The organism is Pseudomonas sp. FP453 (assembly GCF_030687495.1).
Taxonomy (GTDB): domain Bacteria; phylum Pseudomonadota; class Gammaproteobacteria; order Pseudomonadales; family Pseudomonadaceae; genus Aquipseudomonas.
Window position 1 is genome coordinate 1,357,821 of sequence record NZ_CP117435.1, and the last position, 24,915, is coordinate 1,382,735.

At 57.1% G+C, this 24,915-nt stretch carries 22 protein-coding genes; 9 read left to right on the forward strand and 13 right to left on the reverse strand.

Annotated features, from left to right (window positions below):
* Positions 1-11: 11 nt before the first annotated feature.
* The 4 genes from PSH87_RS06095 to rimO form a co-directional block, all read right to left on the reverse strand.
* Positions 12-473 (reverse strand): DUF1456 family protein, encoded by a 462-nt coding sequence (locus PSH87_RS06095; protein ID WP_017529765.1) that lies wholly within the window; start codon positions 471-473, stop codon positions 12-14.
* Between the two features lie 70 nt (positions 474-543).
* Positions 544-1,254, reverse strand: coding sequence for an rRNA pseudouridine synthase (locus PSH87_RS06100; RefSeq protein ID WP_017738244.1), 711 nt, complete (start codon positions 1,252-1,254; stop codon positions 544-546).
* 156 nt (positions 1,255-1,410) lie between these two features.
* Entirely contained in the window at positions 1,411-1,908 is a 498-nt protein-coding gene (locus tag PSH87_RS06105) for a GNAT family N-acetyltransferase (RefSeq protein WP_305432884.1), read from the reverse strand.
* A gap of 107 nt (positions 1,909-2,015) precedes the next feature.
* Entirely contained in the window at positions 2,016-3,341 is a 1,326-nt protein-coding gene (rimO, locus tag PSH87_RS06110; protein WP_038449095.1) for a 30S ribosomal protein S12 methylthiotransferase RimO, read from the reverse strand.
* A gap of 132 nt (positions 3,342-3,473) precedes the next feature.
* On the opposite strand from rimO, the gene PSH87_RS06115 reads away from it, so the two are divergent.
* The 6 genes from PSH87_RS06115 (at position 3,474) to PSH87_RS06140 (ending at position 9,872) form a co-directional block, all read left to right on the forward strand.
* Positions 3,474-4,550 carry a hypothetical protein gene (locus tag PSH87_RS06115; protein WP_305432885.1) on the forward strand — a complete coding sequence of 359 codons (1,077 nt, stop codon included), beginning with the start codon at positions 3,474-3,476 and terminating at the stop codon, positions 4,548-4,550.
* Positions 4,551-6,182 carry a recombinase family protein gene (locus tag PSH87_RS06120; RefSeq protein WP_305432886.1) on the forward strand — a complete coding sequence of 544 codons (1,632 nt, stop codon included), beginning with the start codon at positions 4,551-4,553 and terminating at the stop codon, positions 6,180-6,182.
* A 226-nt stretch (positions 6,183-6,408) separates the two neighbouring features.
* Positions 6,409-6,828, forward strand: a complete 420-nt coding sequence (locus PSH87_RS06125; RefSeq protein WP_305434263.1) for a DNA-binding protein — start codon at positions 6,409-6,411, stop codon at positions 6,826-6,828.
* The gene (locus PSH87_RS06130; protein WP_226454867.1) at positions 6,825-7,523 is read left to right on the forward strand and encodes a hypothetical protein; all 699 of its coding nucleotides are present in this window, start codon (positions 6,825-6,827) and stop codon (positions 7,521-7,523) included. The genes PSH87_RS06125 and PSH87_RS06130 overlap by 4 nt, the downstream gene beginning before the upstream one ends.
* Positions 7,508-8,485, forward strand: a complete 978-nt coding sequence (locus tag PSH87_RS06135) for a phage baseplate assembly protein V (RefSeq protein WP_305392163.1) — start codon at positions 7,508-7,510, stop codon at positions 8,483-8,485. Before PSH87_RS06130 ends, PSH87_RS06135 begins: the two co-directional genes overlap by 16 nt.
* A gap of 46 nt (positions 8,486-8,531) precedes the next feature.
* Positions 8,532-9,872, forward strand: a complete 1,341-nt coding sequence (locus PSH87_RS06140; protein ID WP_305432887.1) for a hypothetical protein — start codon at positions 8,532-8,534, stop codon at positions 9,870-9,872.
* 178 nt (positions 9,873-10,050) lie between these two features.
* Here the strand turns inward: PSH87_RS06140 and PSH87_RS06145 are convergent, their stop codons facing one another.
* The 4 genes from PSH87_RS06145 to PSH87_RS06160 form a co-directional block, all read right to left on the reverse strand.
* Positions 10,051-11,193, reverse strand: a complete 1,143-nt coding sequence (locus tag PSH87_RS06145; protein WP_305432888.1) for a hypothetical protein — start codon at positions 11,191-11,193, stop codon at positions 10,051-10,053.
* A gap of 631 nt (positions 11,194-11,824) precedes the next feature.
* A complete protein-coding gene (locus PSH87_RS06150) occupies positions 11,825-12,616 on the reverse strand; it encodes a DUF3800 domain-containing protein (protein WP_305432889.1) in 792 nt (263 codons plus the stop codon).
* 464 nt (positions 12,617-13,080) lie between these two features.
* On the reverse strand, positions 13,081-13,395 hold the full coding sequence (locus PSH87_RS06155) for a type II toxin-antitoxin system YafQ family toxin (RefSeq protein WP_032865070.1): 315 nt from the start codon (positions 13,393-13,395) through the stop codon (positions 13,081-13,083).
* On the reverse strand, positions 13,331-13,651 hold the full coding sequence (locus PSH87_RS06160) for a type II toxin-antitoxin system RelB/DinJ family antitoxin (protein ID WP_305432890.1): 321 nt from the start codon (positions 13,649-13,651) through the stop codon (positions 13,331-13,333). Before PSH87_RS06160 ends, PSH87_RS06155 begins: the two co-directional genes overlap by 65 nt.
* A gap of 386 nt (positions 13,652-14,037) precedes the next feature.
* Here PSH87_RS06160 and PSH87_RS06165 point away from each other — a divergent pair, with 386 nt between their 5' ends.
* The gene (locus tag PSH87_RS06165; protein ID WP_017738240.1) at positions 14,038-15,939 is read left to right on the forward strand and encodes a potassium transporter Kup; all 1,902 of its coding nucleotides are present in this window, start codon (positions 14,038-14,040) and stop codon (positions 15,937-15,939) included.
* A 126-nt stretch (positions 15,940-16,065) separates the two neighbouring features.
* The gene (locus PSH87_RS06170; protein WP_305432891.1) at positions 16,066-17,172 is read left to right on the forward strand and encodes an NADH:flavin oxidoreductase/NADH oxidase; all 1,107 of its coding nucleotides are present in this window, start codon (positions 16,066-16,068) and stop codon (positions 17,170-17,172) included.
* A gap of 41 nt (positions 17,173-17,213) precedes the next feature.
* On the opposite strand, the gene PSH87_RS06175 is transcribed toward PSH87_RS06170, so the two are convergent.
* A complete protein-coding gene (locus tag PSH87_RS06175) occupies positions 17,214-18,383 on the reverse strand; it encodes a DUF418 domain-containing protein (RefSeq protein WP_257782867.1) in 1,170 nt (389 codons plus the stop codon).
* 2 nt (positions 18,384-18,385) lie between these two features.
* The gene (locus tag PSH87_RS06180; protein ID WP_305432892.1) at positions 18,386-18,982 is read right to left on the reverse strand and encodes a TetR/AcrR family transcriptional regulator; all 597 of its coding nucleotides are present in this window, start codon (positions 18,980-18,982) and stop codon (positions 18,386-18,388) included.
* Between the two features lie 257 nt (positions 18,983-19,239).
* Here PSH87_RS06180 and PSH87_RS06185 point away from each other — a divergent pair, with 257 nt between their 5' ends.
* On the forward strand, positions 19,240-19,425 hold the full coding sequence (locus PSH87_RS06185; protein ID WP_017738236.1) for a hypothetical protein: 186 nt from the start codon (positions 19,240-19,242) through the stop codon (positions 19,423-19,425).
* A gap of 59 nt (positions 19,426-19,484) precedes the next feature.
* On the opposite strand, the gene PSH87_RS06190 is transcribed toward PSH87_RS06185, so the two are convergent.
* From PSH87_RS06190 to PSH87_RS06200, 3 genes are all read right to left on the reverse strand, one after another.
* Positions 19,485-21,110: a glucan biosynthesis protein D gene (locus PSH87_RS06190; RefSeq protein WP_305432893.1), complete on the reverse strand. Its 1,626-nt coding sequence runs from the start codon at positions 21,108-21,110 to the stop codon at positions 19,485-19,487.
* A 284-nt stretch (positions 21,111-21,394) separates the two neighbouring features.
* Positions 21,395-23,257: an FAD/NAD(P)-binding protein gene (locus tag PSH87_RS06195; RefSeq protein WP_305432894.1), complete on the reverse strand. Its 1,863-nt coding sequence runs from the start codon at positions 23,255-23,257 to the stop codon at positions 21,395-21,397.
* Positions 23,258-23,429: 172 nt separating this feature from the next.
* On the reverse strand, positions 23,430-24,854 hold the full coding sequence (locus PSH87_RS06200; protein ID WP_305432895.1) for a gamma-aminobutyraldehyde dehydrogenase: 1,425 nt from the start codon (positions 24,852-24,854) through the stop codon (positions 23,430-23,432).
* Between the last annotated feature and the right edge of the window lie 61 nt (positions 24,855-24,915).

The window sequence follows — 24,915 nt, forward strand, 5'->3', positions numbered from 1 at the left end:
TTGTGGCTGCTTTAAGCTCTGACGCGCAGCGTCAGGCCCTTGAGGAAGTTGCGCAGCAACTGGTCGCCGCAGGTGCGGTAGTTGGTGTGGCCGAATTTGCGGAACAGCGCGCTCAACTCAGGCTTGGATACCGGGAACTCGGCGGCCTTGAGGATGGCGTGCATGTCGTCTTCCTTCAGTTCGAAGGCCACGCGCAGCTTCTTGAGGATGATGTTGTTGGTCACCGGGGTCTCGATCGGCTGCGGCGGACGGCTTTCGTCCTTGCCACGCTTGAAGATCACCAGGCCATCGAGGAAGTGCGCCATGACGTCGTCCGGGCAGAACACGAAGCCTTCTTCCTCGTCTTTCTTGAGGTAAGTCAGCAGGTCGTCCTTGGTCACGTCCATGCCGCCGAGCTTGATGATCTCGACCATCTTGTTGTCACTGATGTCGAGCATGTAGCGCACGCTACGCAGTACGTCGTTGTGAATCATGGTGGGTAATCCTGGTATTCAACTGAGGACACCGCGCAAATCCGGCGGTGTCGAGAAAAAGGGCAGCGGCTTAGAACTTCTCTTTGGCCGACAGGTAGCGCCACTGGCCGACCGGCACCTTGCCGATGGACACGCCGCCGATGCGGATGCGACGGATGGCGATGACCTTGAGGCCCACCGCTTCGCAAAACAGCGCGATCACGCCCGGCTGCGGGTTTTTCATCGCAAAACGCAGGCGGTTTTCGTTCTGCCAGCTGGCTTTGACCGCCGGCAGCTCCTTGCCTTTGTAGGTCAGGCCGTGGTTCAGGCGGTTGAGGCCGTGGGCAACCATGTCGCCTTCGACTTCGACCACGTATTCCTGCTCGATCTTGGCGGCATCGGCGGTCAACTTGCGCAGAATCTTCCAGTCCTGGGTAAACACCAGCAGGCCGCTGGCCTTGGCTTGCAGGTCGGCGCTGGCCGTCAGGCGCAGGAAATGGCCCTTGAGCGGGCGCTTGCTGAAGCGGTGTTCTTCGGACAGGGTGTCGGCGCTGATCGAGGCCATCGCCGTTTCTGCATCCACGCCAACCGGCGCGTGCAGCAGGATGGTCACCGGCTCTGGCACGGTGGCCTTGGCGTCCGGGTCGAGCTCGACCTTCTGGGTGGTGACTTTGAACTGCGGCTCGTCGATCACTTCACCGTCCACCGAGACCCAGCCGCCTTCGATAAACAGCTCAGCCTCCCGACGGGAGCAACCGACCAGTTCGATAAGGCGTTTGGAGAGGCGTATGGGGTCAGTCATGACAAGGGCCGTAACAAAAGGGGGCGGCTATTGTACCTGCCTGGCGCCGGTTAATCCCGGCCCCATTTCAGTGTCGGTGTTTTTTGTGGGAGCTCTGGCTTTGCTGGGACCTGGCTTGTGTGGGAGCTGGCTTGCCTGCGATGCAGGCAACTCGGTTCAACAGGCAGACCGAGTGGATGCAATCGCAGGCAAGCCAGCTCCCACAGAAGAGCGCAAGCGCAGGTGCAGCAAAGGGTACGGCTGCCCGAGGCCATCATGCGCCGTCCGTCCGATCACCTCGAATCCAAGTTTCAGGTAAAAGCCTATCGCCTGCGGATTCTGTTCGTTGACGTCCAGCTCATCGGCATTCATGTGCTCAATGGCATAACGCAGCAACTGCCGGCCAAGCCCTTGGCCCCGATGCTGCGGGTCGATAAACAGCATCTCCACCTTGCCCGCCGCCACCCCGGCAAACCCGGTGATGCGTTGGCGCAGGTCCTTGGTGCAGATCAGCATCACGGAGTCCAGGTAGCGGCTCAGCACCAGATCCTTGAGCAACACGATGTAACTGTCCGGCAAAAAGTCATGGGTGGCCCGCACCGACGCCTCCCAAATCCGCGCCAACTCCACGTAGTCGCTGGTTTTAGGTGTATGGATAACCGAATGCTGCCGCATGCCCGCTGCCCCTTGCCAGAGATGATTGGCGCCGATGGGCAAAACGATAGACGTAAAAAAGCCCCGCATCTTGTCCAGAGGCGGGGCTTTTTCAAATCTTTACAGCATTAGTCGCGCTTTTCGGCCCACAGGTCGTATTCGTCGGCGTCGGTCACGGTGCACCAGACCTTGTCGCCCGGCTTCAACCCGCTGGCGTCGTCGATAAACACGTTACCGTCGATCTCCGGCGCGTCGAAGAAGCAGCGGCCTACGGCGCCTTGCTCATCGACTTCGTCGATCAACACTTCGATTTCCTTGCCGATGCGCAGTTGCAGGCGCGCCGAGCTGATGGCCTGCTGGTGCGCCATGAAACGCTCCCAACGGTCTTGCTTGACGTCGTCCGGCACCACGGCCAGGTCCAGCAGGTTGGCCGGTGCGCCTTCCACCGGCGAGTACTGGAAGCAACCCACGCGGTCCAGCTGCGCTTCGGTCAGCCAGTCCAGCAGGTACTGGAAGTCTTCTTCGGTTTCGCCGGGGAAGCCGACGATGAAGGTCGAACGGATGATCAGCTCCGGGCAGATCTCGCGCCAGTTCTTGATACGCGCCAGGGTCTTGTCTTCGAAGGCCGGGCGTTTCATGGCTTTCAGGACTTTCGGGCTGGCGTGCTGGAACGGGATGTCCAGGTACGGCAGGATCTTGCCGGCGGCCATCAGCGGGATCAGCTCGTCAACGTGCGGGTACGGGTAAACGTAGTGCAGGCGCACCCACACACCCAGGCTGCTCAAGGCTTCGCAGAGTTCGGTCATGCGGGTTTTCACCGGCGCGCCGTTCCAGAAACCGGTGCGGTATTTCACATCGACGCCGTAGGCGCTGGTGTCCTGGGAGATCACCAACAGCTCTTTCACGCCGGATTTGACCAGGCGCTGGGCTTCGTCCAGCACATCACCGACCGGACGGCTGACCAACTTGCCGCGCATCGACGGGATGATGCAGAAACTGCAACTGTGGTTGCAGCCTTCGGAAATCTTCAGGTACGCGTAGTGACGCGGGGTCAGCTTGATGCCTTGCGGCGGCACCAGGTCGATCAGCGGGTTGTGATCCTGGCGCGGCGGCACGACTTCGTGCACGGCGTTGACCACCTGCTCGTACTGCTGCGGGCCGGTCACCGCCAACACGCTCGGGTGCACGTTGCGGATATTGCCTTCTTCCACGCCCATGCAGCCGGTCACGATGACCTTGCCGTTTTCCTTGATCGCTTCGCCGATCACTTCCAGGGACTCAGCCTTGGCCGAATCGATGAAACCGCAGGTGTTGACCACCACCACATCGGCGTCCTGGTAGGTGGACACGACGTCATAGCCTTCCATACGCAGTTGCGTAAGGATGCGCTCGGAATCGACAAGCGCCTTCGGGCACCCTAGCGATATAAACCCTACACGTGGATTATTGCTCATATACTCACAGCCTGCAGGGTCTACCCTGGTCAAAATTCGTGGCGCGCGATTGTAGTTGCTGTGCAAAAAATGCGCAAAAAAATAGTTGCTTTTAATAATCATTCGTATTTTTGTGGTGGGAGAGGTTACTGAATGGATTATCGGAACAGTGAGCCTAATGGAATTTATATAGATGAATTGGGCCGTATAACGGAGGCGGCTGGCAATTTTGAGAAAGGCGCACGTGATGTCGTTTATACATGGGAACCTAATGTTCTAATTAAGAAAAAGAATGATTATTCGAAGCTGGAGCTTTTTTTTGCTTCGGTGGTGGCTGCGTGTCTTTCAATATTTTTCTTAATTATGCCGACGGATTTTACCGTTGAGTTGTCGAAAGAGTCCTTGAAGTCTATAGACTATAAGGTCGTCATCGCTGTGCTGGGGCTGGCGATAGGAGTGTTTCTTTGTTATGTACAATATCGTGAAAACGCAAGCCCGAAGCGGAAGCCGTCATTGAGCTTTGTAGATTTAGATGAAAGAGCGAGTAACAGAAAGTTTGAATCACAAATTCTTGAGTTAAAGCACCGTCTCCATACGGCACACTCGAAAGGATTCGATTTGGCGGACCAAAGCCCTGAGATTGATGTTGTCGATTCACAGCAAGAACTTCGGGGGGGAACGTCTGTTGAAAGTTACATTCATGCAATTACGAAATCTCTTGATAGGCATATAGAACTTTCGGAAAAAAAGGCTTCTAAATTACTCGATACTGGGACAATGTATCTACGTCGGGGTATCTACTTTTATGTCGCTTCAATATTTGTTTGGCAGTTAATTGCTCATGTGTGGGGTGTTGATAAACAGCTGATTTTCGGCGTTGTGTCATGCTCGTTGACATTTTTAGTAGTTGAGTTTTTGGCGGCGTGGTTTCTTAAACAGTATCGTAGTTTTATAGACTCATCTGTTCAGTTTATGAAAGTTAAATCTGTTTTTGATCGCTATTTATTATCATATTATGCAGTTAAGGAATTTACTGGTGAAGGCTCCGAAGATCTGGTTGAGACAAAGGCGCAGATCTTGAAAGTGTTATCTGAAGAGATCAAATGGCCTGAGGCATTAAATACAAAATCAGCTGATATGAATCACATGGTTCAAATGTTTGACTCCTTGGCCGGAGTGCTTGAGAGGATGAAAAAAGTATCTGCGAGAAACGAAGCGGGCGGTGCTTGAATGGAAAACGTTGGGCAGTTGCACCGCCCCAAAGTATACAGCTACTTGCGCTTTTCTGATCCTAAACAAGCGGTTGGTAGTAGTGCGGACCGTCAGCTTCATTATGCTCAGCGCTGGGCTGCCGAGAAGGGCTTGGTTTTGGACGAAACACTGTCTCTAAGAGATGAAGGTTTGTCCGCCTATCATCAGCACCACGTCAAACAAGGTGCACTCGGCGTTTTTCTGCGAGCAGTCGAAGATGGGAGAATTGCCGATGGCTCTGTTTTGGTCGTTGAGGGACTTGATCGACTTAGTCGAGCGGAGCCAATCCAAGCGCAGGCCCAACTCGCCCAAATAATTAATGCTGGCATTACGGTGGTTACCGCCAGCGATGGTCGCGAGTACAACAGAGCGGGCTTGAAAGCCCAGCCCATGGACCTGGTCTACTCGCTCCTAGTGATGATTCGTGCCCATGAAGAGTCCGACACAAAGAGCAAGCGCGTTAAAGCCGCCATCCGCCGTCAGTGTGAAGGCTGGATCGCTGGAACTTATCGCGGACTCGTACGCAACGGTAAAGACCCGCAGTGGTTAGAGCTGACCAGTGAAGGGTGGGAACTAATCCCCGAGCGTGTTGCTGCTGTGAAGCGAGCACTTGAGCTATACAGCCAAGGTCTCGGCGCGGGCCGCGCTGCAAACATCATGCATGAAGAGGGATTCAGGCTGACCACCTGGGGAATCTCCGGCCTGCAGATCTACCGGATGATCAAACAGCCAGCGTTGCGGGGCGTGAAGCGCCTGACTGTTGATGGTGAAGACTACGAACTGGAGGGCTACTACCCGGCGATTCTGTCCGATACTGAATGGGCCGAACTGCAGCACCTGGCAAGCCAACGTTTCCGCCGCCGCGGTGCTGGCGAGATCCCGGGCATCATCACCGGTATCGGACTGTCTCAATGTGGCTACTGTGGTACTGCAATCGTGGCGCAAAACATCATGAATCGGCGCCGAGCTGACGGCAGTATCTCGGATGGCCATCGCCGTTTGCACTGTACGGCTTACAGTAAAAACGGTGGATGTTCGAACGGCGCCAGTTGCAGTGTTGCACCGGTTGAGCGCGCCTTACTCAGCTTCTGCTCCGACCAGATCAATCTAACCAGGTTGATGCAGGCCGGGGATGCTGGCCAGACAGTTCAAAAGCAACTGGTCGCTGCCCGAGCTGCTGCTGCCAAAATCGTTACCCAACTTTCCAAAGTAACGGACGCGCTCCTGGCCGACGAGAGCGGTGCAGCGCCATTGGCATTTATACGCAAAGCCCGGGAGTTGGAGGAACAGCAGGTGATCGCTGAGAAGAAGGTTGCTCAGTTGGAACATGAGGCTCTTGCTACATCTGGGGTAGTGCGGCCAGCACAAGCTGAACGATGGGCCGAACTGGCGGCGCAGGTCGCGCAAGGGGACTACAGCGCCCGAGAGAAGGTCCGGCAGTTGGTCATGGACACGTTTAACCGGATCGTTATCTACATGCGCGGCATGGACACCAATGATGGCGATGGCAAGTTCGTAGATGTGCAGCTTTTCTCTCGTACTGGGCAGCACCGGCTGCTGCGGGTAGATCGCAAGAAAGGTGATTGGGTCGCGAGCGAGGACTGGGGGTAGCTCAAATGTTACATGTGTAACAGATCGGTTATACTGGTTGTTTATACAGTATATGCAAGGAGCCCCCATGCCGAGTCATACCTCACCCGGTGTCGTCTGCCAGTTGTACACCTCGTACGAGAGTCTGATTCTTCGTATCCACCGCCAGATAAACAGCTCCACCGCCCATCGCCCTGGATCTTTCCACTGACGACTCGGAGTAACCCTTATGGCCCGCATTGGCGGTATGAACTTCGACGTGAACATGGGCGACCTGCTTATCCACTCCGACCGGTCGTTCCTGCGCGATCTGATGCGCCAGGCCGAGGCCACCGAAGGCGGTGGCCAGCGCAAGACTTATCGCATCGTCAACGACACCGCCGACGGTTTTGGTGTGCGCCAGGTGCAGTTCAGCGACGGCGTAAGCGCCCGGGAGGACGACAGCCTGTTTTGCTGGCGGGTCCAGTTCACGCTGTCTGAAAAACTGTCGAACCCCGAGCGGGTCGAGAAGCGCCGTCCGGCCAATGCGGCCACGGCACAGGGCGCACCAGGTCAAGCGGTAGGAGGCGGCACCAGCGCTGCCGGCGAACCCGGGAGCACGGCCGAGCTGTCTGGCTTCGAGTCCACGTTGAAGCGCGTAGACGACTGGCTGGGGAGTGGCCAATGAGCCTGAAACTGCACAAGGTGCTGACCATAAACGGCGAACCCGTTGCCCTGGTTAAAGAGGATGTCCGCTTGGAGCTGCGAAGCCCCGGCCGGGCATCTTTCACAGTCCAGGCATCGGCGCCGCTCAAGGGCCTGGTAACGCTGGACATCGGCTACAACGACAGCACGCTGCAGCGCCACTTTATCGGCTACGTGGAGCGCTGCACGGCGGCCAACTCCCAGCAGCAGGTGCTGTTTTGCCGTGAGCTGGCCGCGATCCTGGCCAAGCCACTGCCGCTGAACTTGCGTCACGTTGATCTGCGCGCTGTGCTCGAGGAGATCAGCAAGCACACGGGGTTGAAATTCCGCGTGCCGGACAGCTCATATACGCGGGTCAAGGCGCCGTTCTTCTACAGCCTGGCCACCGGTTACCAGGCGATGGACAGCCTGGCCCGGGTTTTCTCTATCGACGACCTGATCTGGCAGCAACAGGGCAACGGCGAAGTATTCGTGGGCAAATGGGCCGATAGCTTTTTTGGCGCCCGGGCGCCCCTGCACCTGCCCACCGAGCTGTTCGACGGCTACCAGGACAACCAGAGCGCCATGATCGCGGCGCTCCCAGGCATGCGCCCAGGCGCGACAATCAACCAAGGCGAGCGGGTCACTTCGGTGACGCTGGCCGGCACTCAGATGGCATTGAAATGGAAGACGCAATAAAACGAGCGGTAGAACGCCAGTTTCCCGAACTGACCGGTGGCTATCACCTGCCACGGTTCGCCAAGGTGATCGCTGTGCCTGATGCACCTGCGGGCGCTGGTGTCTGTGATGATTTCCGGCCGCGCTTTGGTGTTGACCTGCAGGTGCTTGGCCCGGACGGGGAGGTGGACGCAAGCTTGCCAGTGCTGTCGGGTGTGCCGTTACCGGTACCGGTCGGTGGCGATGAAATGGGCTTCTATGCCTTCCCGGAGGAGGGCACCACAGTTGTGGTGTGCTTTGCGTACGGGTTGCCGCACAAGCCCTATATCCAGACGGTGCTGCCCCACGGTCTGACTCTGCCAAGCGTGCCGAAAGGGGACCAGGTATGGCAGCACAGCGAAGCCTGCCAGCAGCGCGTCGACGCGGACGGCAACTGGCTACGCCAAACGGACGGCAAGATCCAGGACAAGGCGGTCCAGCGGGAAGTGGAGGCGATGGAGAACACCGAGAGCTTCCAGAGCCACACCAGGACGGTGGATGACCATTCAACCGAGTCAGTGGGTGGGATCAAGAAGATCGAGGCGCTGGGCGCGCTCAAGCTGTTGTCGGGTGGATCTGCGAGCTTGGCGGCGGTGGATGATTTACACCAGGCGACCGGACGGGATTTGAACCTGGTGGTGGGGCAGAAGCATAACGCCACGGTGGGTGGTGATATGGAGGAACGGATTCAGGGGCTGCGCGAGAGCGTTTCCGGGATTAGTCAGAGCATGGTCTCGCCAAAAAGCTGGGTTGGTTCTGTAGAGGTAAACTCGTTGAGAGTCTTATGCGAGTTGATTGACTTGGTATCTGAGATGAATCGCCTATTGTCGGTACACACGCACGCTCCTGGGTCAAGTCCAAGCCCATTGGACGCTAGTAGCTTCCAGAAGATGTCCGCTGATGCGACTTTGCTTTCCATAGGACTTAAGCATATAACCCTCTGAGGTGAAGCAGTGGATGCTTTTGCCACTATAGGGATTGGGTGGTTGTATGCGGTTTAATAGTGCTGATATTGAAAGTCTGGTGAGTAGAAGCCTGGTTATTGAGTGCTTTGAAATTACTCTAACGCAGAATGCTGATGAGTCTCCATTTATATTCTGTGGTCCTGGAAGCATTGAAACTCAATCAGATGGGCAGCTTTCGTTAAAGATGTACGACACTACAAAGAAAAGCTCTATGAGCCAGATGATACGGTATGGGTTGTATAGTCAAACTGGAATTGTGCCTGAATCAGATTATTTTTCACTGCGTGCCATAGACTCTTCAGGAAATATTTGGGTGGCTCCGCGTCTCTATATATATGACGGGTTAAGGATGACTTCTCATGGAACCATAGTCGAGTTTCAAATTCCCGATATTCGTACTGAGCGTAGTCACCCTCGTTCAGATTTAGACGGGATTAGCATTGCCAGTGCTGTTATTGCTGGAAAATTTCGCATGCCGTTTAATAAGTGGCAAGACCAATCTGACGGTTCCAGTTCAGTATCTGCACTTGATTTTGAAATTGATGGAGCAAAATTAAAGCTTTCGCAGAAGGCTAAACATTTGGAGCTTGAAGTTGAGAGCAGCATTAGGGAAATAGATCATGAGCTACTCATGACTATTTCTGAGTCGATCAGTATTGCAATTGGACGGGATGCGTGGCCTGCGTATTATAGGTTGTATAATAACGGTGTTACTAGGTCGTTCATTAGCGGAAGGCCGGATGTAAAGGGGCTTGGTATGATAAAGCCTCTTGTGGATGTATTTCCATATAAGACCGCTAAGTTAGTATCTTTCGTGAATTGCTATGTCAATAATCGTCAGGAGGAGCATCGTCATTTAGTATATTACTGGCGCCGCCTGTATCATGTTTCTAGTAGGATTGGAGATGTGGCTGCTTTAGTTTTGACTGTGAATATTGAAGGGCTTGTGAACAATTACTTTTCTGAGGGTAGGGTGCCTTCAGAACGTGTTTTGGGGGAGGTACGTCATAGCAAGAAACTAATAAAGTCTTTGAGGCTTCCAGGTAGTACTAATTCTCGCATTAAAAATGTATTGGGGGCTATGAAAAAGCTTAGCGCTCCTAATATATTAAGAGTATTGGAGAAAGAAGGTGTTATAGAAACTACTCATGTGAAAAGCTGGAATGATCTACGCCACTCACTCGCCCATGCCGGAAACTCAGAGTCGGACCCGGTGACTACCAATCAATTTTTTTTAGACATAGAAAGTTGTCTAGATTTGTTCTATAGATTAATTGGTTTGAGCGTTGGATATGACTCCTTTTTGGTCGAGGGTAGTGAGGACTTAAAGCCTGCGGATATAATGGTGGAAGAAAAGAAGGTGTAGCATGAGTATTAGTTGTCTGGTGCTGCAATGAAGTTCGTAGGAGTCCATCCTTGGCTCCTGCTTTCTATAAGTTTTGCTGCAGTGTTATGGTGTTTTTAGATCTTTTTTAAAAGCGTTGTATAAATCATCTGGATGAGGGAAGTGTTCTTTACTTAAAAGGTATTGAGCAGAGCCGAAATCAAGTTGTTGAACGTTCATGAAACAAATTGGACCCTCTGATAGGAATCGAATTGTTTCTTGATGTGGCGGAAGTACAGGGGGCGTCAGAGCTGAAATCTTTGTTAGATTGCTCGAAGTTTTCGGCTTCCCATAGTTCGGTGTTGTCTTTATCTAATGTTATGCCATGCTGGAGTGTGCAGGTGCTATGTTTTCGTAAGTATGGTTGGTCGCCTTGAGTGTCTGTGTTTTGCCCGTATATAAAAATTAGAGGTGATTGGTCGTCTTGTATTTTTGGAATGTATACTACTATTGCGGCCAATTTGAACTGGTATTTGGTATGGTTGTCGATGGTGTCCATAGTTAGGATGCCATCTTTCGAGAAGTCTACGATGCTAGCTAGACCAGAGCAGTGGCCGTTTATGAAGTCGCAACCATAGGTTATTTCGTCTCCCTGTATAAGCTGTAGAATGGAGTGCGCTTTCTTTGGTTCGCTTATCAAAAAAACATCTGGCGCAGTTACGTTTTTTATATTGTTTACTTGCAATGCATGAATCAGGCGCTCAACAGTAATAGCCTTTATTTTGTTGTCTAGCTCTCCATATACCGCTTTGGTAAGGCGATATGCCCGGTCTAAGTCTGTTCTGCCTTGGCCCTCTAAATATGGTGCGCCAATCACTGGGCCGAAGAAGTTATCAAGATCTGATAGGAGGTTGATTAGTACTCTTGAAACTTCGTTCTCCCGTAATAGTACTGCGCTATGTGTGATGCTATTTCTCCAGCCTTCAACTTTTAATAGGGTTTTTTTGAATTTGTCCGTCATGGCAAAGCCGCATATATCTTTGAGTCGGTCAATTGACTCTTTGAATGTTATGGTGTGTACGCCGTCGGCTTCGTATAGCTCGTTTATCGTTCCTTCCCTACGGCTTATAAATGCTTGTTTAAGCCTTGTGATGTCACCAAATAATAGGAGTTCGTTATTTTCTTTCAATGCAAGCTTGAAAAGTATTTCTATTCCATGCTGGATGGAAAGTACAGAGTCTTTTAGTGCTGAGAAACGCAAGGGGTCTTCCGCGCGCTCTCCAAGTAGGCGCTCGTATGTTTCCAAGTGGCTGTAGCCTTTTTTTAAGGAGTCAAGTCCATTTTCAATCAGCGAAATTCTCATTCGTCTTCCTAGATTTAAGGCTGTGGGATTAATTTTTTACAGTGATGATTGATCTGTATGCATAAATCGTCGCATGCAAAAGTGGTACGAAAAGCAATAGATATGTTAGTGGCTCACTTGTTTGCATGTGGATTTGGAGTCTGCCTTGCAGTCGTTAAACCGGCAACGGCGAGACGGTACATCAGGACATTTAACAACACAGAAGCGGTTCATTGAAAAAAAATAGTCATGAAAAGCACTTATCCCCCTCCCGCCGACGGGCTTCTCGTCGCAAAAAAGTGCAAAGGTGGAATGTAGTGCAATGGGGGGCTCAGCCCAGGCCAGCTGTGGGCTTTAGCGGGAGAATGGTCATTGCACTGACTGCAAAGTCTGGAAGAGGAATGCAATGCCTTTACACCTCGTGGCAGCACAGCGGGGCAGGGGGGCAGCTCTGCAGACCCCCAGCCCGCTTGGGTGAGCGGTTGGAAAACTTCCGAAGCGAGCGATTTTCAAAATCTGCAGCGCTCCTCGTAATGCTCACTAGGTCGCGATGGGTAATTTCGATTCGAATGCTGGACGCCAAGTGGCGGCGCGTTTTGCGAGTCTTCCAGCGCTCGTTTAATTTTGCACATTCTTACCCTACCGTGCGGGGTCAACCGTTGTTGATTGCTATTTCTTCGACCGCCAGCACTGCCTCGGGTGTCACGATCGTCGTGGTCGCGATCTGTACCGCGACACCTACATTTTGGGACGCTCTACGGACATGAAGGCCATGTATGGTGCCGCCCACGCTGTCGAAGCTATTTTTGATGATGTCGAAGTATTGCGAATCGTCAGCTTGATAATGTCGAAAAATCGCAAATGCAACCAGGTCGACCAACTGGATCATCCTTGACGCTTTGGAGTCCAGAAACAGTGGTACCTCAGCAAAGTTTCTGAGCTTACCGAATGAGTGCCCATCGTTCTTGAATGTTCTCGCAAGGTTCTGGATGCTTTTTTCTGTGTGGGAGGTGTCAAAAATTGCGATCCCTCTCTCCGGTTTGCCCTGCGTATTGAATCGTTGGAGGTATTTGTCAAACCTCGATGCGACCTGTTCAAAACAAGATTTGATCGGATCGTCTGCCCCATGCGCTCCACGTTCTACTACCGAAGCGAACAGGCGATATTTGCCTCTAGAGTTGGCGATGATGCTGAGGCAGTCTTTGATAGCTTGAATCCGGTCGGCCATCGGAAAAGGCCGCCATTCGCTCTTGCCAGATCTCATTGGCGAACCGTGGAGCTCAATCGCGTAGGGGTCTTCAGGGGAGAACCTTGCGGCGATCTCGTTCATCTGGGTTTCAACCCAGTGAGTTTGACGTTCAAAGATGGACACGCCCGCGAGGATGAAAAAGCTCTGGCTCGGGTCGCTTGGCGTGCCTGATTCGTCAACATATAGAAGGTGCATCCAGTCATCCTCATCCAAAAAGAGCCAAAAAAAAAGTCGAGCATCTGCTCGACTTTTGTCTGATGACCTATGCATGTAGGCATAGGTTTACGAATTAGGTAAGCCAGCGAAGGAGCTCCTTCACGCACCGCTAAGGCAGGGCTGCCGACTTGAGAGAAAAGTAGTCATATTCTCGCCCTATGTCAACCAAAACGTTCCCTTTAACGGAACAACAATCTGTATATTTTGGCTAGCGTTTGGGCAACCCAGGGAAACAAAGCCAACCTTGGGGTTGGCTTTTGCGATGGTGGTGGACATGTCTAACCTCGGTATTGAATGACGCCGCCGCCGTGAAGGGCAGGCAGCGGACGGGCACTTGGTGTGCCTCTGATCAAAAAGTGCGCAATTCTATCGATGGGCAACGCGCTTGACCAGCTTTATGCGGGGAAATGCGACGAGTGCGGCGCTATAGGATTCGCCAACGACTACGCGAACAATTCGGCATGGCTCCCCAAGTCCACAAAGGTGATCAGGTCAGCCCGCGAGTTTTCGTAGATCATCAGAAAGTCGCCACCGATATGGCACTCCCTGAAGCCGCCCCAATTGCCGGTAAGTGCATGGTCGCGGTATTCGGCGGGAAGCTGCTCGCCCAGGAACAGCAGCACCATCACTGTCCGTACTTCATTCATATCTCGGCGCCCAGCCCGCTTGTAGCGTTCCCAGGACTTTTTGAATTCAGGTGTCTGCGCGCATTGTTTTGGCAGGTCGGCGCGTTTTTGCTTCTTTTGCGGTTTCGCCATCAGCGTCCCCTAGCATTTCGTCGATTGAGTCGAACTGGCGACGAATCTCACGCGCTTGTGCCATGGCACGAGCGGTTTTCTCCGAAGGGACGCGCACCTCAAAGGGCAGCCCCTGCGTTGTCACGACCTGATGGAGGAAGAGGCGCAAGGCTTCACTGAGGCTAAGCCCGCACGCGCTGAGCACAGCAGTGGCACGCTCTTTCAAATCCTCGTCTATGCGGCAACGCACGTCAGTGGTTTTCAGTAATACGGACATATCAGGACTCCTCTACAAAAAATGTAGCTACATCGTGGCTACGTTTTCAGTATGGGGTCACCCAACAGACTTGATCAAACGCTTTTTGTGTTGAACACGAGGTCCAGCAATCCGTGCGTCGGAAACCGTAGAGGGAGGCCAAAGTAGCCTTGTCGATAAGAGAGTTCAATGCAGGCAAATAGCGCTCAAATGGCCTCCATGTCTTTAGTCCAACACACGCGAACCGCGAAATCCCCCAACCGCTGCGCTATGCTTCGCGCCGTTGCCCACAGGTAAAACGCCAAGGTCAATAAAACGTCTGTTACGAGAAGTAAAACAGCGCATGCTACGGTCAGCTGAGACGCGCTGTTTATAAAAGACCTCAGGTCAAAGGGCAGGAGTGGTTGATGGGTCAGGCAAGTAGTCCGGCGGCAGGCGCCGCGCATTCCACCACGAAGCCGATTGGCATGCTGGTGGCAGCGGTCGGGGTGGTTTACGGCGATATCGGGACCAGCCCGCTCTACACCCTTAAAGAGGTGTTCAACGGCGGTTATGGGGTGCAGGTCAACCATGACGGCGTGCTGGGGATCCTGGCGCTGATCTTCTGGTCACTGATCTGGGTGGTGTCGATCAAGTACATGCTGTTTGTGCTGCGCGCCGATAACCAGGGCGAGGGCGGCATCATGGCCCTGACTGCGCTGGCGCGGCGGGCGGCGGGGGAGCGCAAGAAACTGCGCAGTTTCCTCGTGGTGTGTGGCCTGTGCGGCGCGGCACTGTTCTATGGCGACAGCATGATCACCCCGGCGATTTCCGTGTTGTCGGCCGTGGAAGGCCTGGAACTGGCGTTCGACGGCCTGGAGAAATGGGTCGTGCCCATCGCCCTGGTGGTGCTGGTGGCGCTGTTCCTGATCCAGAAGCACGGCACCGACCACATCGGCAAGTTGTTCGGCCCGGTGATGGTGACCTGGTTCCTGGTGCTGGGCGGCCTTGGTGTGTATGGCATCACCCTGCACCCGGAAGTGCTCAGCGCGATGAACCCGATGTGGGCCGTGCGCTTCTTCGAGGCGCACCCGGGCATCGGCGTGGCGATTCTCGGCGCGGTGGTGCTGGCACTGACCGGCGCTGAAGCGCTGTACGCCGACATGGGCCACTTTGGCCGCAAGCCCATCGCCCGCGCCTGGTTCATCCTGGTGTTGCCGGCGCTGGTGCTCAACTATTTCGGCCAGGGCGCGATGCTGCTGGGCGACCCGGAAGCCGCGCGCAACCCGTTTTACTTGCTGGCGCCGAGCTGGGCGCTGATCCCGCTGGTGGTGTTGTCCACCCTGGCCACGGTGATCGCGTCCCAGGCGGTGATCTCCGGCGCGTTCTCCCTGACCCGTCAGGCGATCCAGTTGGGTTACATCCCGCGCATGCACATCCAGCACACCTCCAGTGCCGAACAGGGCCAGATCTACATCGGCGCGGTGAACTGGTCGCTGATGGTCGGCGTGATCCTGCTGGTGCTGGGCTTCGAGTCCTCCAACGCCCTGGCCTCGGCCTACGGCGTGGCGGTGACCGGGACCATGCTGATGACCACCATCCTGGTGTCGGCGGTGATGTTGCTGCTGTGGAAATGGCCACCGATCCTGGCGGTGCCGGTGTTGGTTTGCTGCCTGTTGGTGGATGGGCTGTACTTTGCCGCCAACGTGCCGAAGATCATCCAGGGCGGTGCCTTCCCGGTGCTGGCGGGGATTGTGCTGTTCGTGCTGATGACCACCTGGAAGCGCGGCAAGCAATTGCTGGTGGAACGCCTCGACGAAGGCGGCCTGCCGCTGCCGATCTTCATCAGCAGCATCCGCGTGCAGCCGCCCCATCGCGTGCAGGGCACGGCGGTGTTCCTCACCGCGCGGCCAGACGCGGTGCCCCACGCGCTGTTGCACAACCTGCTGCATAACCAGGTGTTGCATGAGCAAGTGGTGTTGCTGACCGTGGTCTACGAAGACATTCCACGGGTGCCGGTAGAGCGGCGCTTCGAGGTGGACGCGTTTGGCGACGGCTTCTTCCGCGTGATCCTGCACTTCGGCTTTACCGATGAACCGGATGTGCCCGAGGCGCTGAAGCTGTGCCATCTGGATAACCTGGATTTCAGCCCGATGCGCACCACCTACTTCCTCAGCCGTGAGACGGTGATCGCGTCGAAGATCGAAGGCATGGCGCGCTGGCGCGAAAGCCTGTTCGCCTTCATGTTGAAGAACGCCAACGGCAACCTGCGCTTCTTCAAGCTCCCGGTAAACCGGGTGATCGAACTGGGCACCCAGGTCGAAATGTAGTTTTTTGCAACACAGGGGCCGGCAATCGGCCCCTGCTTTCCTTTCTGAACCCTGTGCAATCCACCGTTGTCGACTAGGCTCTAAGCACTGTTGAACAGTGCCCATAGAACCCAGAAGAGGTGCGCCATGAGCCAGCTGCTCGAACCCTATACCCTGCGTCAATTGACCCTGCTCAACCGCATCGCGGTGTCGCCGATGTGCCAATACTCCGCTGAAGAAGGGCTGGCCAATGACTGGCACCTCGTGCACCTCGGCAGCCGCGCCGTGGGAGGCGCCGGGCTGATTTTCACCGAAGCCACTGCGGTGACCGCCGACGGTCGCATCACCGCCCAGGACCTGGGCCTGTGGCACGACGCACAGATCGAACCGCTGCAACGCATCACCCGGTTTATTGCCGCCCAAGGCGCGGTGGCCGGGATTCAATTGGCCCACGCCGGGCGCAAGGCCAGCACCCATCGGCCATGGATCGGCAAGCACGGCAGCGTCAAGCCGGACGACGGCGGCTGGGTGCCGGTAGGCCCATCGCCGATTGCCTTCGATCCGCAGCACACCCAGCCCAGACAGCTGGACGAAGGGCAGATCCAGCAAGTGATCGCCGACTTTGTCGCTGCCGCCAAGCGCGCACTGACTGCGGGGTTTGAGGTGGTGGAAATTCACGCCGCCCACGGTTACCTGTTGCATCAGTTTCTCTCGCCGATCAGCAATCAGCGCCAGGACCAGTACGGCGGATCATTTGAAAACCGCATTCGCCTGGTGTTGCAGGTGACAACAGCGGTGCGCGAGGTCTGGCCTCAAGAATTGCCGCTGTTTGTGCGGGTATCGGCCACTGACTGGGTCGAAGACGGCTGGAACCCCGATGAAACCGTGGAACTGGCGCGCCGCCTCAAAGCCCTCGGCGTGGACCTGATCGACGTGTCCTCCGGTGGCACCGCCGCCAACGCCGAGATCCCCATCGGCCCCGGTTACCAGACGCGCTTCGCCGAACGGGTACGCAAGGAAGCGGGCATCGCCACTGGCACCGTCGGCATGATCACCGAGCCGGCCCAGGCCGAGCACATCCTGCGTACGTGCCAGGCCGATATCATCTTTCTCGCCCGCGAACTGCTGCGCGATCCCTACTGGCCGTTGCATGCCGACGATGATCTGGGCGGACGCAAGGCCATCTGGCCGGCGCAGTACCAGCGGGCGACCCATCGGGACCAGCCGATCCACGAGTCCGATCTGCGCGACTGACCTGCGCGCCTTGGCAGAACCCACCGATGACGGTGGGTTTTTTATGGGCTGCGCCGCCAGCTTGGCCACGCCCATAACGTGGCTGCCCGCAGCAGCCACTCCATCGGCCCATAGGGATGAGTGCGCAGCCAGCGAGCGCTCAGCCACAGTTGCAAGGCAAAGATCCCAAGTACCACCGGCAACATCAGCCAGGGTTGCAGTTGGTTGGTCAAGCCTGCGCCGTAGCCGCTGAACAGCAGCCCCAACAGGGCCGATTGCAACAGGTAGTTACTCAGGGCCATCTTGCCCACGGGCGCTAGCCACTGACACAGCCAAAACCCGACGGCAGAGCCGAACAGTGCCAACATCAACAGGGCATACGCCGCGCTCAACAACGGCGCCGTGAGTTGCCCGACGCCAAAGGCGAAGGTTTCCAGGCCGCCGCCCGGCGCATAGGCAGCGCTCAACGCATAGATCAGCGCGCCCAGCAGGCCCACGGGAAGGGTGAGGCACAGCAGGCGACGCAAGTGGGGTTGCCAGGGATACGGCGCCACCAGCCATTGGCGCCGCCCGGCGGCATAGCCGAAGAAGAACATCGCCAGGGCGCTCGGCCCTTGCAGCAGCCAAAGTGCCTGCACGGTGTTCCACAGGTGGCCGCTGTGAAAGCGCAAGGTGTCCAGGGCACTGCCGCTGAAGGCCGCGAGTTTGGTCGCGGGTTCGCTGCTGGCGCCGCCGCTGGTATCGCCCTCCAGTATTTGCAGCACGCCGAGCACCATCCACCCCGAGCAGGCAACGACGACGAGGCCGACTCCCCAGCGACACGCCTTGGCTGGCGACAGGCTGCGCGCAGCCAGCAGCACCAGGCCAAGCAAGGCGTAAGTGGAGAGGATTTCGCCGTAGTACAGCACGGCACCGTGGACCAGTCCCACGATCAGCAAGGCCAATTGCCTACGTACCATACGTGGTGCAAACGGCGCGTCGGCGCGTTCGGCGGCGGCCATCTGCAAGGTAAAGCTGTAGCCGAACAAAAAGGAAAACAGCAGGTAGAACTTGGTTTCGAACAGCAGCGAAATCAGCAGGCGCATCAGGTGATCGCCGGTGCTGGCGTAGTCGGGGTTGCTGAGGGCGGACGCGTAGTAGGGGTCGGCAAATGCGCAAATGTTCACCACCAGAATGCCCAGCAGGGCAAAGCCGCGTAGCGCGTCCACGTGTACCAGGCGTGTCGGCGTCATGTTCAGTGACCTTGCAGCAGGTGGGTCACCAGACCGCGCAGCACATCAATCTGCTGGTTCGGGTGGAAGTCCGCATCGGCCGCCACTCGGGCGAACATGCCGTCGATCAGGGTGGCCAGCCAATTGGCCGCTTCGGGCACGGTCAAGGTCGTGTGCAATTGCCCGGCCTTGCCGGCCGCCTCGATCAGCGCCTCCAGGCCTTCGCGCAAGTAGCGGTCGTTGGCTTTCATCAGGTACGCGACGGCTTCATCACGGTGGCCCAATGCGGAAATTTCCAATGCCAGGCCCGCGTAGTGGCGGTCACACGCCAATTCACAGGTGTGGTCCACGAACGTCAGCAGCGCGGCCATCGGGTCTTCGGCTGCGGCCAATGGCGCCATGGCTTGTTGGATCTGTTCACCTTCGCGGGCCACCAGCGCCAGTAGTACTTCATGTTTGCTGGCGAAGTAGTGGAACAGGTTGCCGGCGCTCATCCCGGCGGCTGTGCAGATGTCGGCCGTGCGGGTGGCGACGAACCCCGCTTCGGCAAAACACCGGGCAGCGGCGTCGAGCAGGGCCATGCGTTTGCTTTCACGTTGCTGCGGATCAACGGTGCGCATCGTCGTCTCATTCATTAATTGAGTGGTCACTCAATTAAAGGCCAGGTAAGAAACTTCTGCAAGGCTTTTGCTCAATGGCAATTATTTAAGTGATTACTCTAAAAAAATCGCACGGTTGGCAAGATCGTTTCTACGCTTAGGGGAAGTCTGATTTCTGGCCCGGGGAGTCAGTCTGTTTGTCCGCTGAGGCATTGCGCTTCACGGGAGGCGGTTGATGGGCATAAGGAACAGTTGATTGAAATCAGGAGTAGTAGTCCATGGCCAAGTCCTATGGTGTTGTGGGTGCAGTGGCGTTTTTTCTGACCCGCAGAATGTCTTTGTGGGGTCGAAGATTGAGTTCGGATGAGGCCGAATTGCTGGCGCAGTACCGCGCCCTGACCGAGAACGATCAGGTGGCGATGCGGTATCTGATTGGGGCGATGAAGAGTGTGTCGCGGTTCTGAATACACAGCTGAACCCAGTGGGAGCTGGCTCCCATACAAGCCAGCTCCCACAGTTGGTATCAGGTGTACTTGCGCTGGTCCGGCGCCGGCGGGAAGTACTGGTACAGCCAGGTTTCGCTCAAGGTGCGGTCCTGGGTACGGATAAACAGGCGCAGCTCCACCGGCTCCACGCTGGCGCTGGTGGGGTACCAGTCGAACAGGATGCGGTAGCCCTTGATGTTGTCGAGCACCAGGATGCTGAAATCCTTCACCTCGCCATGGGAGCAGGTCACCACCGGTTCGATCCCGGTGCCGGCCGGCAGGCGGTCCAGGCCGCCGCCCTTGAAGTCCACGGCAAAACGACGGGCCCACACGGGTGGGTAGTGTTCGCCCGGTGCCCAGCCTTCGGTGAAACCGCCCATGCCGGAGCGGGTGGCGTCGACTTGTGCCAACGGCGTGCTCACCGGCGGCAAGGCGCTCCAGTACAGCTTGTAGCCGTAGTTGAGGGAGTCGCCGGCAGCGACGGGTTTTTTCGGCGTCCAGAAGGCCACGATGTTGTCCATGGTCTCGCCGGTGGTAGGGATTTCCAGCAGGTCGATGGAGCCTTCGCCCCACGCCGTGGTGGGTTCGACCCACAGGCTTGGGCGCTTGCTGTACCAGTCCACGGTGTCCTGGTAGCTGGCGAATTCATGGTCGGTCTGTACCAGGCCGAACCCTTTCGGGTCTTTGTCGGCGAACGCATTGAACTGCAGCTTGGCCGGGTTGTTCAGCGGGCGGCAGATCCACTCGCCGTTGCCGCGCCACATCGCCAGGCGGTCCGAATCGTGGATCTGCGGGTGGATGGTGTCGCACATGCGGCGTTCATGGGTGCCGCAGCTGAACATGCTGGTCATCGGCGCAATGCCCAGTTGGTCGATGGCGGTGCGCGCATTGATGTGGGCGTCGATGGCCATCACCACCTGGGTGGCCTGGCAGTCGATGTCAAAGCGATAGGCACCGGTGGCGCTCGGCGAGTCGAGCAAGGCGTAGACCACAAAACGCGTGGCGTCCTTGTCTGGGGTTTCGAACCAGAACTGCGTGAAATCCGGGAATTCTTCGCGCTTTTTCGCGTAGGTATCAATCGCCAGGCCGCGTGCGGAAAGTCCGTATTGGCCGGTGTTGTCCACCGCACGGAAGTAGCTGGCGCCAAGGAACGACAGCACGTCATGGCGATCCAGTTCCGGTGCCTTGAACAGCTTGAAGCCGGAGAAGCCCAGGTCGCCTTTCAGTTGCTTTGTATCGACGGTGGTTTTTTCGTAGTTGAACAGCGAAGGGCGGAAATGCACCTCGCGGGCCTCACGGGTCTTGGGATCGACACTGTGCATGCGCACGGGCGTCTTGAAGCCCATGCCGACGTGGAAGAACTGCACGTCCAGTTGGCCGTTCAAGTCCTTCCACAGCGAATGGTTGCCGTCGTAGCCGATGGCGTTGAAATTCTGCGGGGTCATGGTCGCCAGGGTCGGCGGCAGCACCTGCCTGGTGTCTTTATACGCAGTGCCAGCGAGTTGCTTGGCCTGGTCCTTGAGTGTTTCAAAATCGAATGTCACAGCCTTGCCGTCGGCGGCACGGTTCCCGGCCCAGGCCTGCGCGGCGAGCAGGCCGCTGGCCGACAAGCCGGTGTAGGCCGCAATGGCCATGGACGCTTTGAGCAAATTCCTGCGGTGCATAGAGACAACCTGTCGTGAGCAAATCCCGCGCCGTTCCTGGCACGTAGCGGATCAGAAATTACGGTTCGGACATGCCTTCGGCCAAACGCAACGGACAATAAACAGACGCCGGATAGCTTAAGCGGTTCGGTGGTGTAGGAAAAATGATTGATAGCGGGGTGATGGCATTGCAAGTGCGACAAGACATTTCCGGGACTATGGCCGGACACATTACTCAAGAAAGATGAAGATCCAATGTGAAAGCCAGCTCCCACACAAGCCAGCTCCCCCATTTAGAATGTATTTCAGCCCACTTCACCGACGGCCCTGTAAGCCTCGTCAATCGCCGCATGAGCATACGCACTCCACGCCGCATCCGAATTGGCGATGCTCACATGCCCCACCGGCTTGCGCGCCAGGTTCATCCACGCTTCGCTCTCATCGGCGTCGTCAAACAGACTGTTGGAGAAGCTCGCATACCCATGTGACCAGCGGTTGACAGTGATCGCCAGGATATCCGTTTCATGCTTGAAACCACCCGGCCCGAGCATGCGTTGCAGCTGGTCACGCAACTGCGCCTCCAGTTGCTCGAACGTCTGCCCATACAACCGGCCGCGCCCGGCGCGCGCCTGGTCGCGGGCGTTCATGCCGCTGTTTGGGCTGGTGGGCACGTAGACCATGTGCAAGCCAATCGGCTGCGTCGGGTCGCGCGGGTGGTCGTAGCCGCCCATGCTCACCGGGTAGTCCAGCTTGATCCGGCTATAAGGCTGGGTCGCCGCATAGATCTCATGCACCCCCAGCTTCTGGAACGACTGCCAATTGCGGATCACCACCTTGGTGTACACCAGCGGGTATTTCACGTTCTGGCTCAAGGCGTGGGCTTGGGTTGCCGGCAGGTCTTTCAGCAGGTACGGAATCATCATGTTGTAGCAGGCCAGGATGCAGCGCTTGCCACGTACCTGTGCGAGTTGTCCGCCACGGCTGTAGCCGATATGCACGCTGTCGCCGACATTACGCACGCTGACCGCCGTGCTGTTCAGGCGCAGCCGCACGGCGGACGTCGGCTGGTCGAGCCGGGCGTAGTCAAACGGCGCCAGCACGATATCGTCCATGGTGTGCCCCGGCGCCACGCCCGGGATCAGGCTGCGCACCAGCAGGCGCGCCACCGACGCATTGCCATCGGGGAAGTGGTAGATGTAAGGCTCTTCCATTTCGGCGGCGGCTTCTTCGCTGATCGGCGCCAGGTTCATTCCGGCAAAGCCTGGGAAACCCACGCTGTAGGCGTCGGCAGCAGCCACGGCATCAATGCTCAACGCCATGAAGTCATTGGTGCGGCTTTGGAAGTACTTCACCGCACCTTGCGATAAACCTACGCTCTTCAGGAGGAAATCGCGGTAGCTGGTGGCCGCCAGGTAGTCGGCCTTTTCTTCGGCGGTCTTGCCTGGCAGGTAATCCTTGGGGGCGGTGTGCAAGTCGATCAAGGCCAGACGATCCGCCTCGGGCAGCGGGAAGTCGTGGATGAAGTCGCTGATGGACCGCGCATTCAGTTGGTCCGGCGCAATATCGTCCGCCACCATGGGCGTCGGGTCGCCGGTCACCAGTTTGTCTTCGCCGAAGTTTTCCTTGTCGAAAAATACCCCGCGCGACAGGCCCAGGCCTGGGTAGAACTGGCGGTCGAAGGCGGTTTCGAAGCGCTTGATGTTCACCCCGAGTTTCTTCAACAGCCCGTTTACCTCGTTGCTATAGAGGTGGTTGGGCGACTGGAACGCCTCGCTGCCGCCGTAGCCGATGATCATGCGGCCACCGGCCTGGAACTCGTTGCGCTTGGCGTGGCCGCCGAAGTCGTCGTGGTTTTCCAGGATCAGGATCTTCGCCTTGGGATGCTTCTCGCGGTAGAACCACGCCGCCGACAAACCGCTCAAGCCGCCGCCGACCACCACCAGGTCATAGGTCTCGTTGATCGGCAGCTTTTCGGTGTCGAACACTTTCTTTTCCCAGCCCATCTGGTGCGCCACTTCGAACGAGCCGACATGGCTACCGCGCAGGCCGGTGAGGGCGGGCGGGTAGTAGCGACCGTCGGGGGCGGCTTGCAGGATTTGCAGCGGCGTCATGCCGGCGGCAACGGTGATGGCGACGCCGTTGAGGAAGTCGCGGCGGGTGATGTCCATGGGGGAAACCTACGATTATTTATTGTTATGGGGAGGCCCATGTGGGAGCCGCTTTATGTGGGAGCGGGCTTGCCCGCGATAGCGGTGGATCAGTCATAGCCTCTGCGACTGACACGCCGTCATCGCGGGCAAGCCCGCTCCCACACAAGCCTGCATGCACAAGGATTACGCGTCAGTGCTTGAACATCACATGCCGAACAGTGGTGTAGTCCTCCAGCCCGTACATGGACATGTCCTTGCCATACCCCGACAGTTTCTGACCGCCATGGGGCATTTCGCTGACCAACATGAAGTGGGTATTCACCCAGGTGCAGCCGTACTGCAAGCGCGCGGCCAAACGGTGGGCGCGTCCTACATCGGCGGTCCACACGGATGACGCCAGGCCGTAGTCCGAATCGTTGGCCCAGCCCAGCACCTGGGCTTCATCGCTGAACTTGGTCACCGACACCACCGGGCCGAACACCTCGCGGCGCACGATTTCATCGTCCTGTTGTGCGTCGGCCAGCACGGTCGGTTCGAAGAAGAAACCATTGCCTTCCACGGCCTTGCCGCCGGTGATCAGGCGGATATGCGGCTGCGCCACGGCACGTTCGACAAACCCGGCCACGCGGTCACGGTGTTGCGCGGTGATCAGCGGCCCCAGCTCGGTGGTCGGATCATCCTGCAAGCCGTGCTTGATACTGGCGACTGCCGCGCCGAGCTTCTCGACAAACGCGTCGTAGATCTCCGCCTGGGCGTAGATCCGGCACGCCGCGGTGCAATCCTGGCCGGCGTTGTAGAAACCGAAGGTACGGATGCCTTCCACGGCGGCGTCGATATCCGCGTCGTTGAAGATGATCACCGGCGCCTTGCCGCCCAGCTCCATGTGCATGCGCTTCACGCTGTCGGCGGTGCTGGCGATGATGTTCGCGCCGGTGGCGATGGAGCCGGTCAGCGACACCATGCGCACTTTCGGGTGGTTCACCAGCGGGCTGCCCACCGTTGGCCCACGGCCGAATACCAGATTGAGCACGCCCGCCGGGAAAATGTCCGCCGCCAGTTCGACCATGCGCAGCGCGGTCAGCGGGGTTTGTTCCGACGGCTTGAGCACCACGGTATTACCGGCAGCAAGGGCGGGGGCGATTTTCCACGCGACCATCATCAGCGGGTAGTTCCACGGTGCGATGGAGGCGATCACGCCCACCGGATCGCGACGGATCATCGAGGTGTGGCCCGGCAAGTACTCACCGCCAGCCGAACCGCTCATGCACCGGCTGGCGCCGGCAAAGAAGCGGAACACGTCGGCAATCGCCGGGATCTCGTCGTTCAGCGCCGCGCTGTAGGGTTTGCCGCAGTTGTCCGATTCCAGCTTGGCCAGTTCTTCGCCGTGGGCTTCGATGGCGTCCGCCAGTTTCAGCAGCAGCAGGGAACGGTCTTTCGGCGGGGTTTGCGACCAGCTTTCGAACGCGGCATCAGCAGCACGCACGGCGGCGTCGACCTGGGCTTCGCTGGCTTCGTTGATTTCCACCAGCACACGGCCGAGTGCCGGGTTGAAGATGGCTTGGGCCGGGCCTTCGCCGGCGACCAGGTGGCCGTTGATCAGTAATTTGGTTTGCATGGTTCAGCTCTCCACAAACTATTGTTATCTCCCTGAAGAAACCCGATTCAACTGTGGGAGC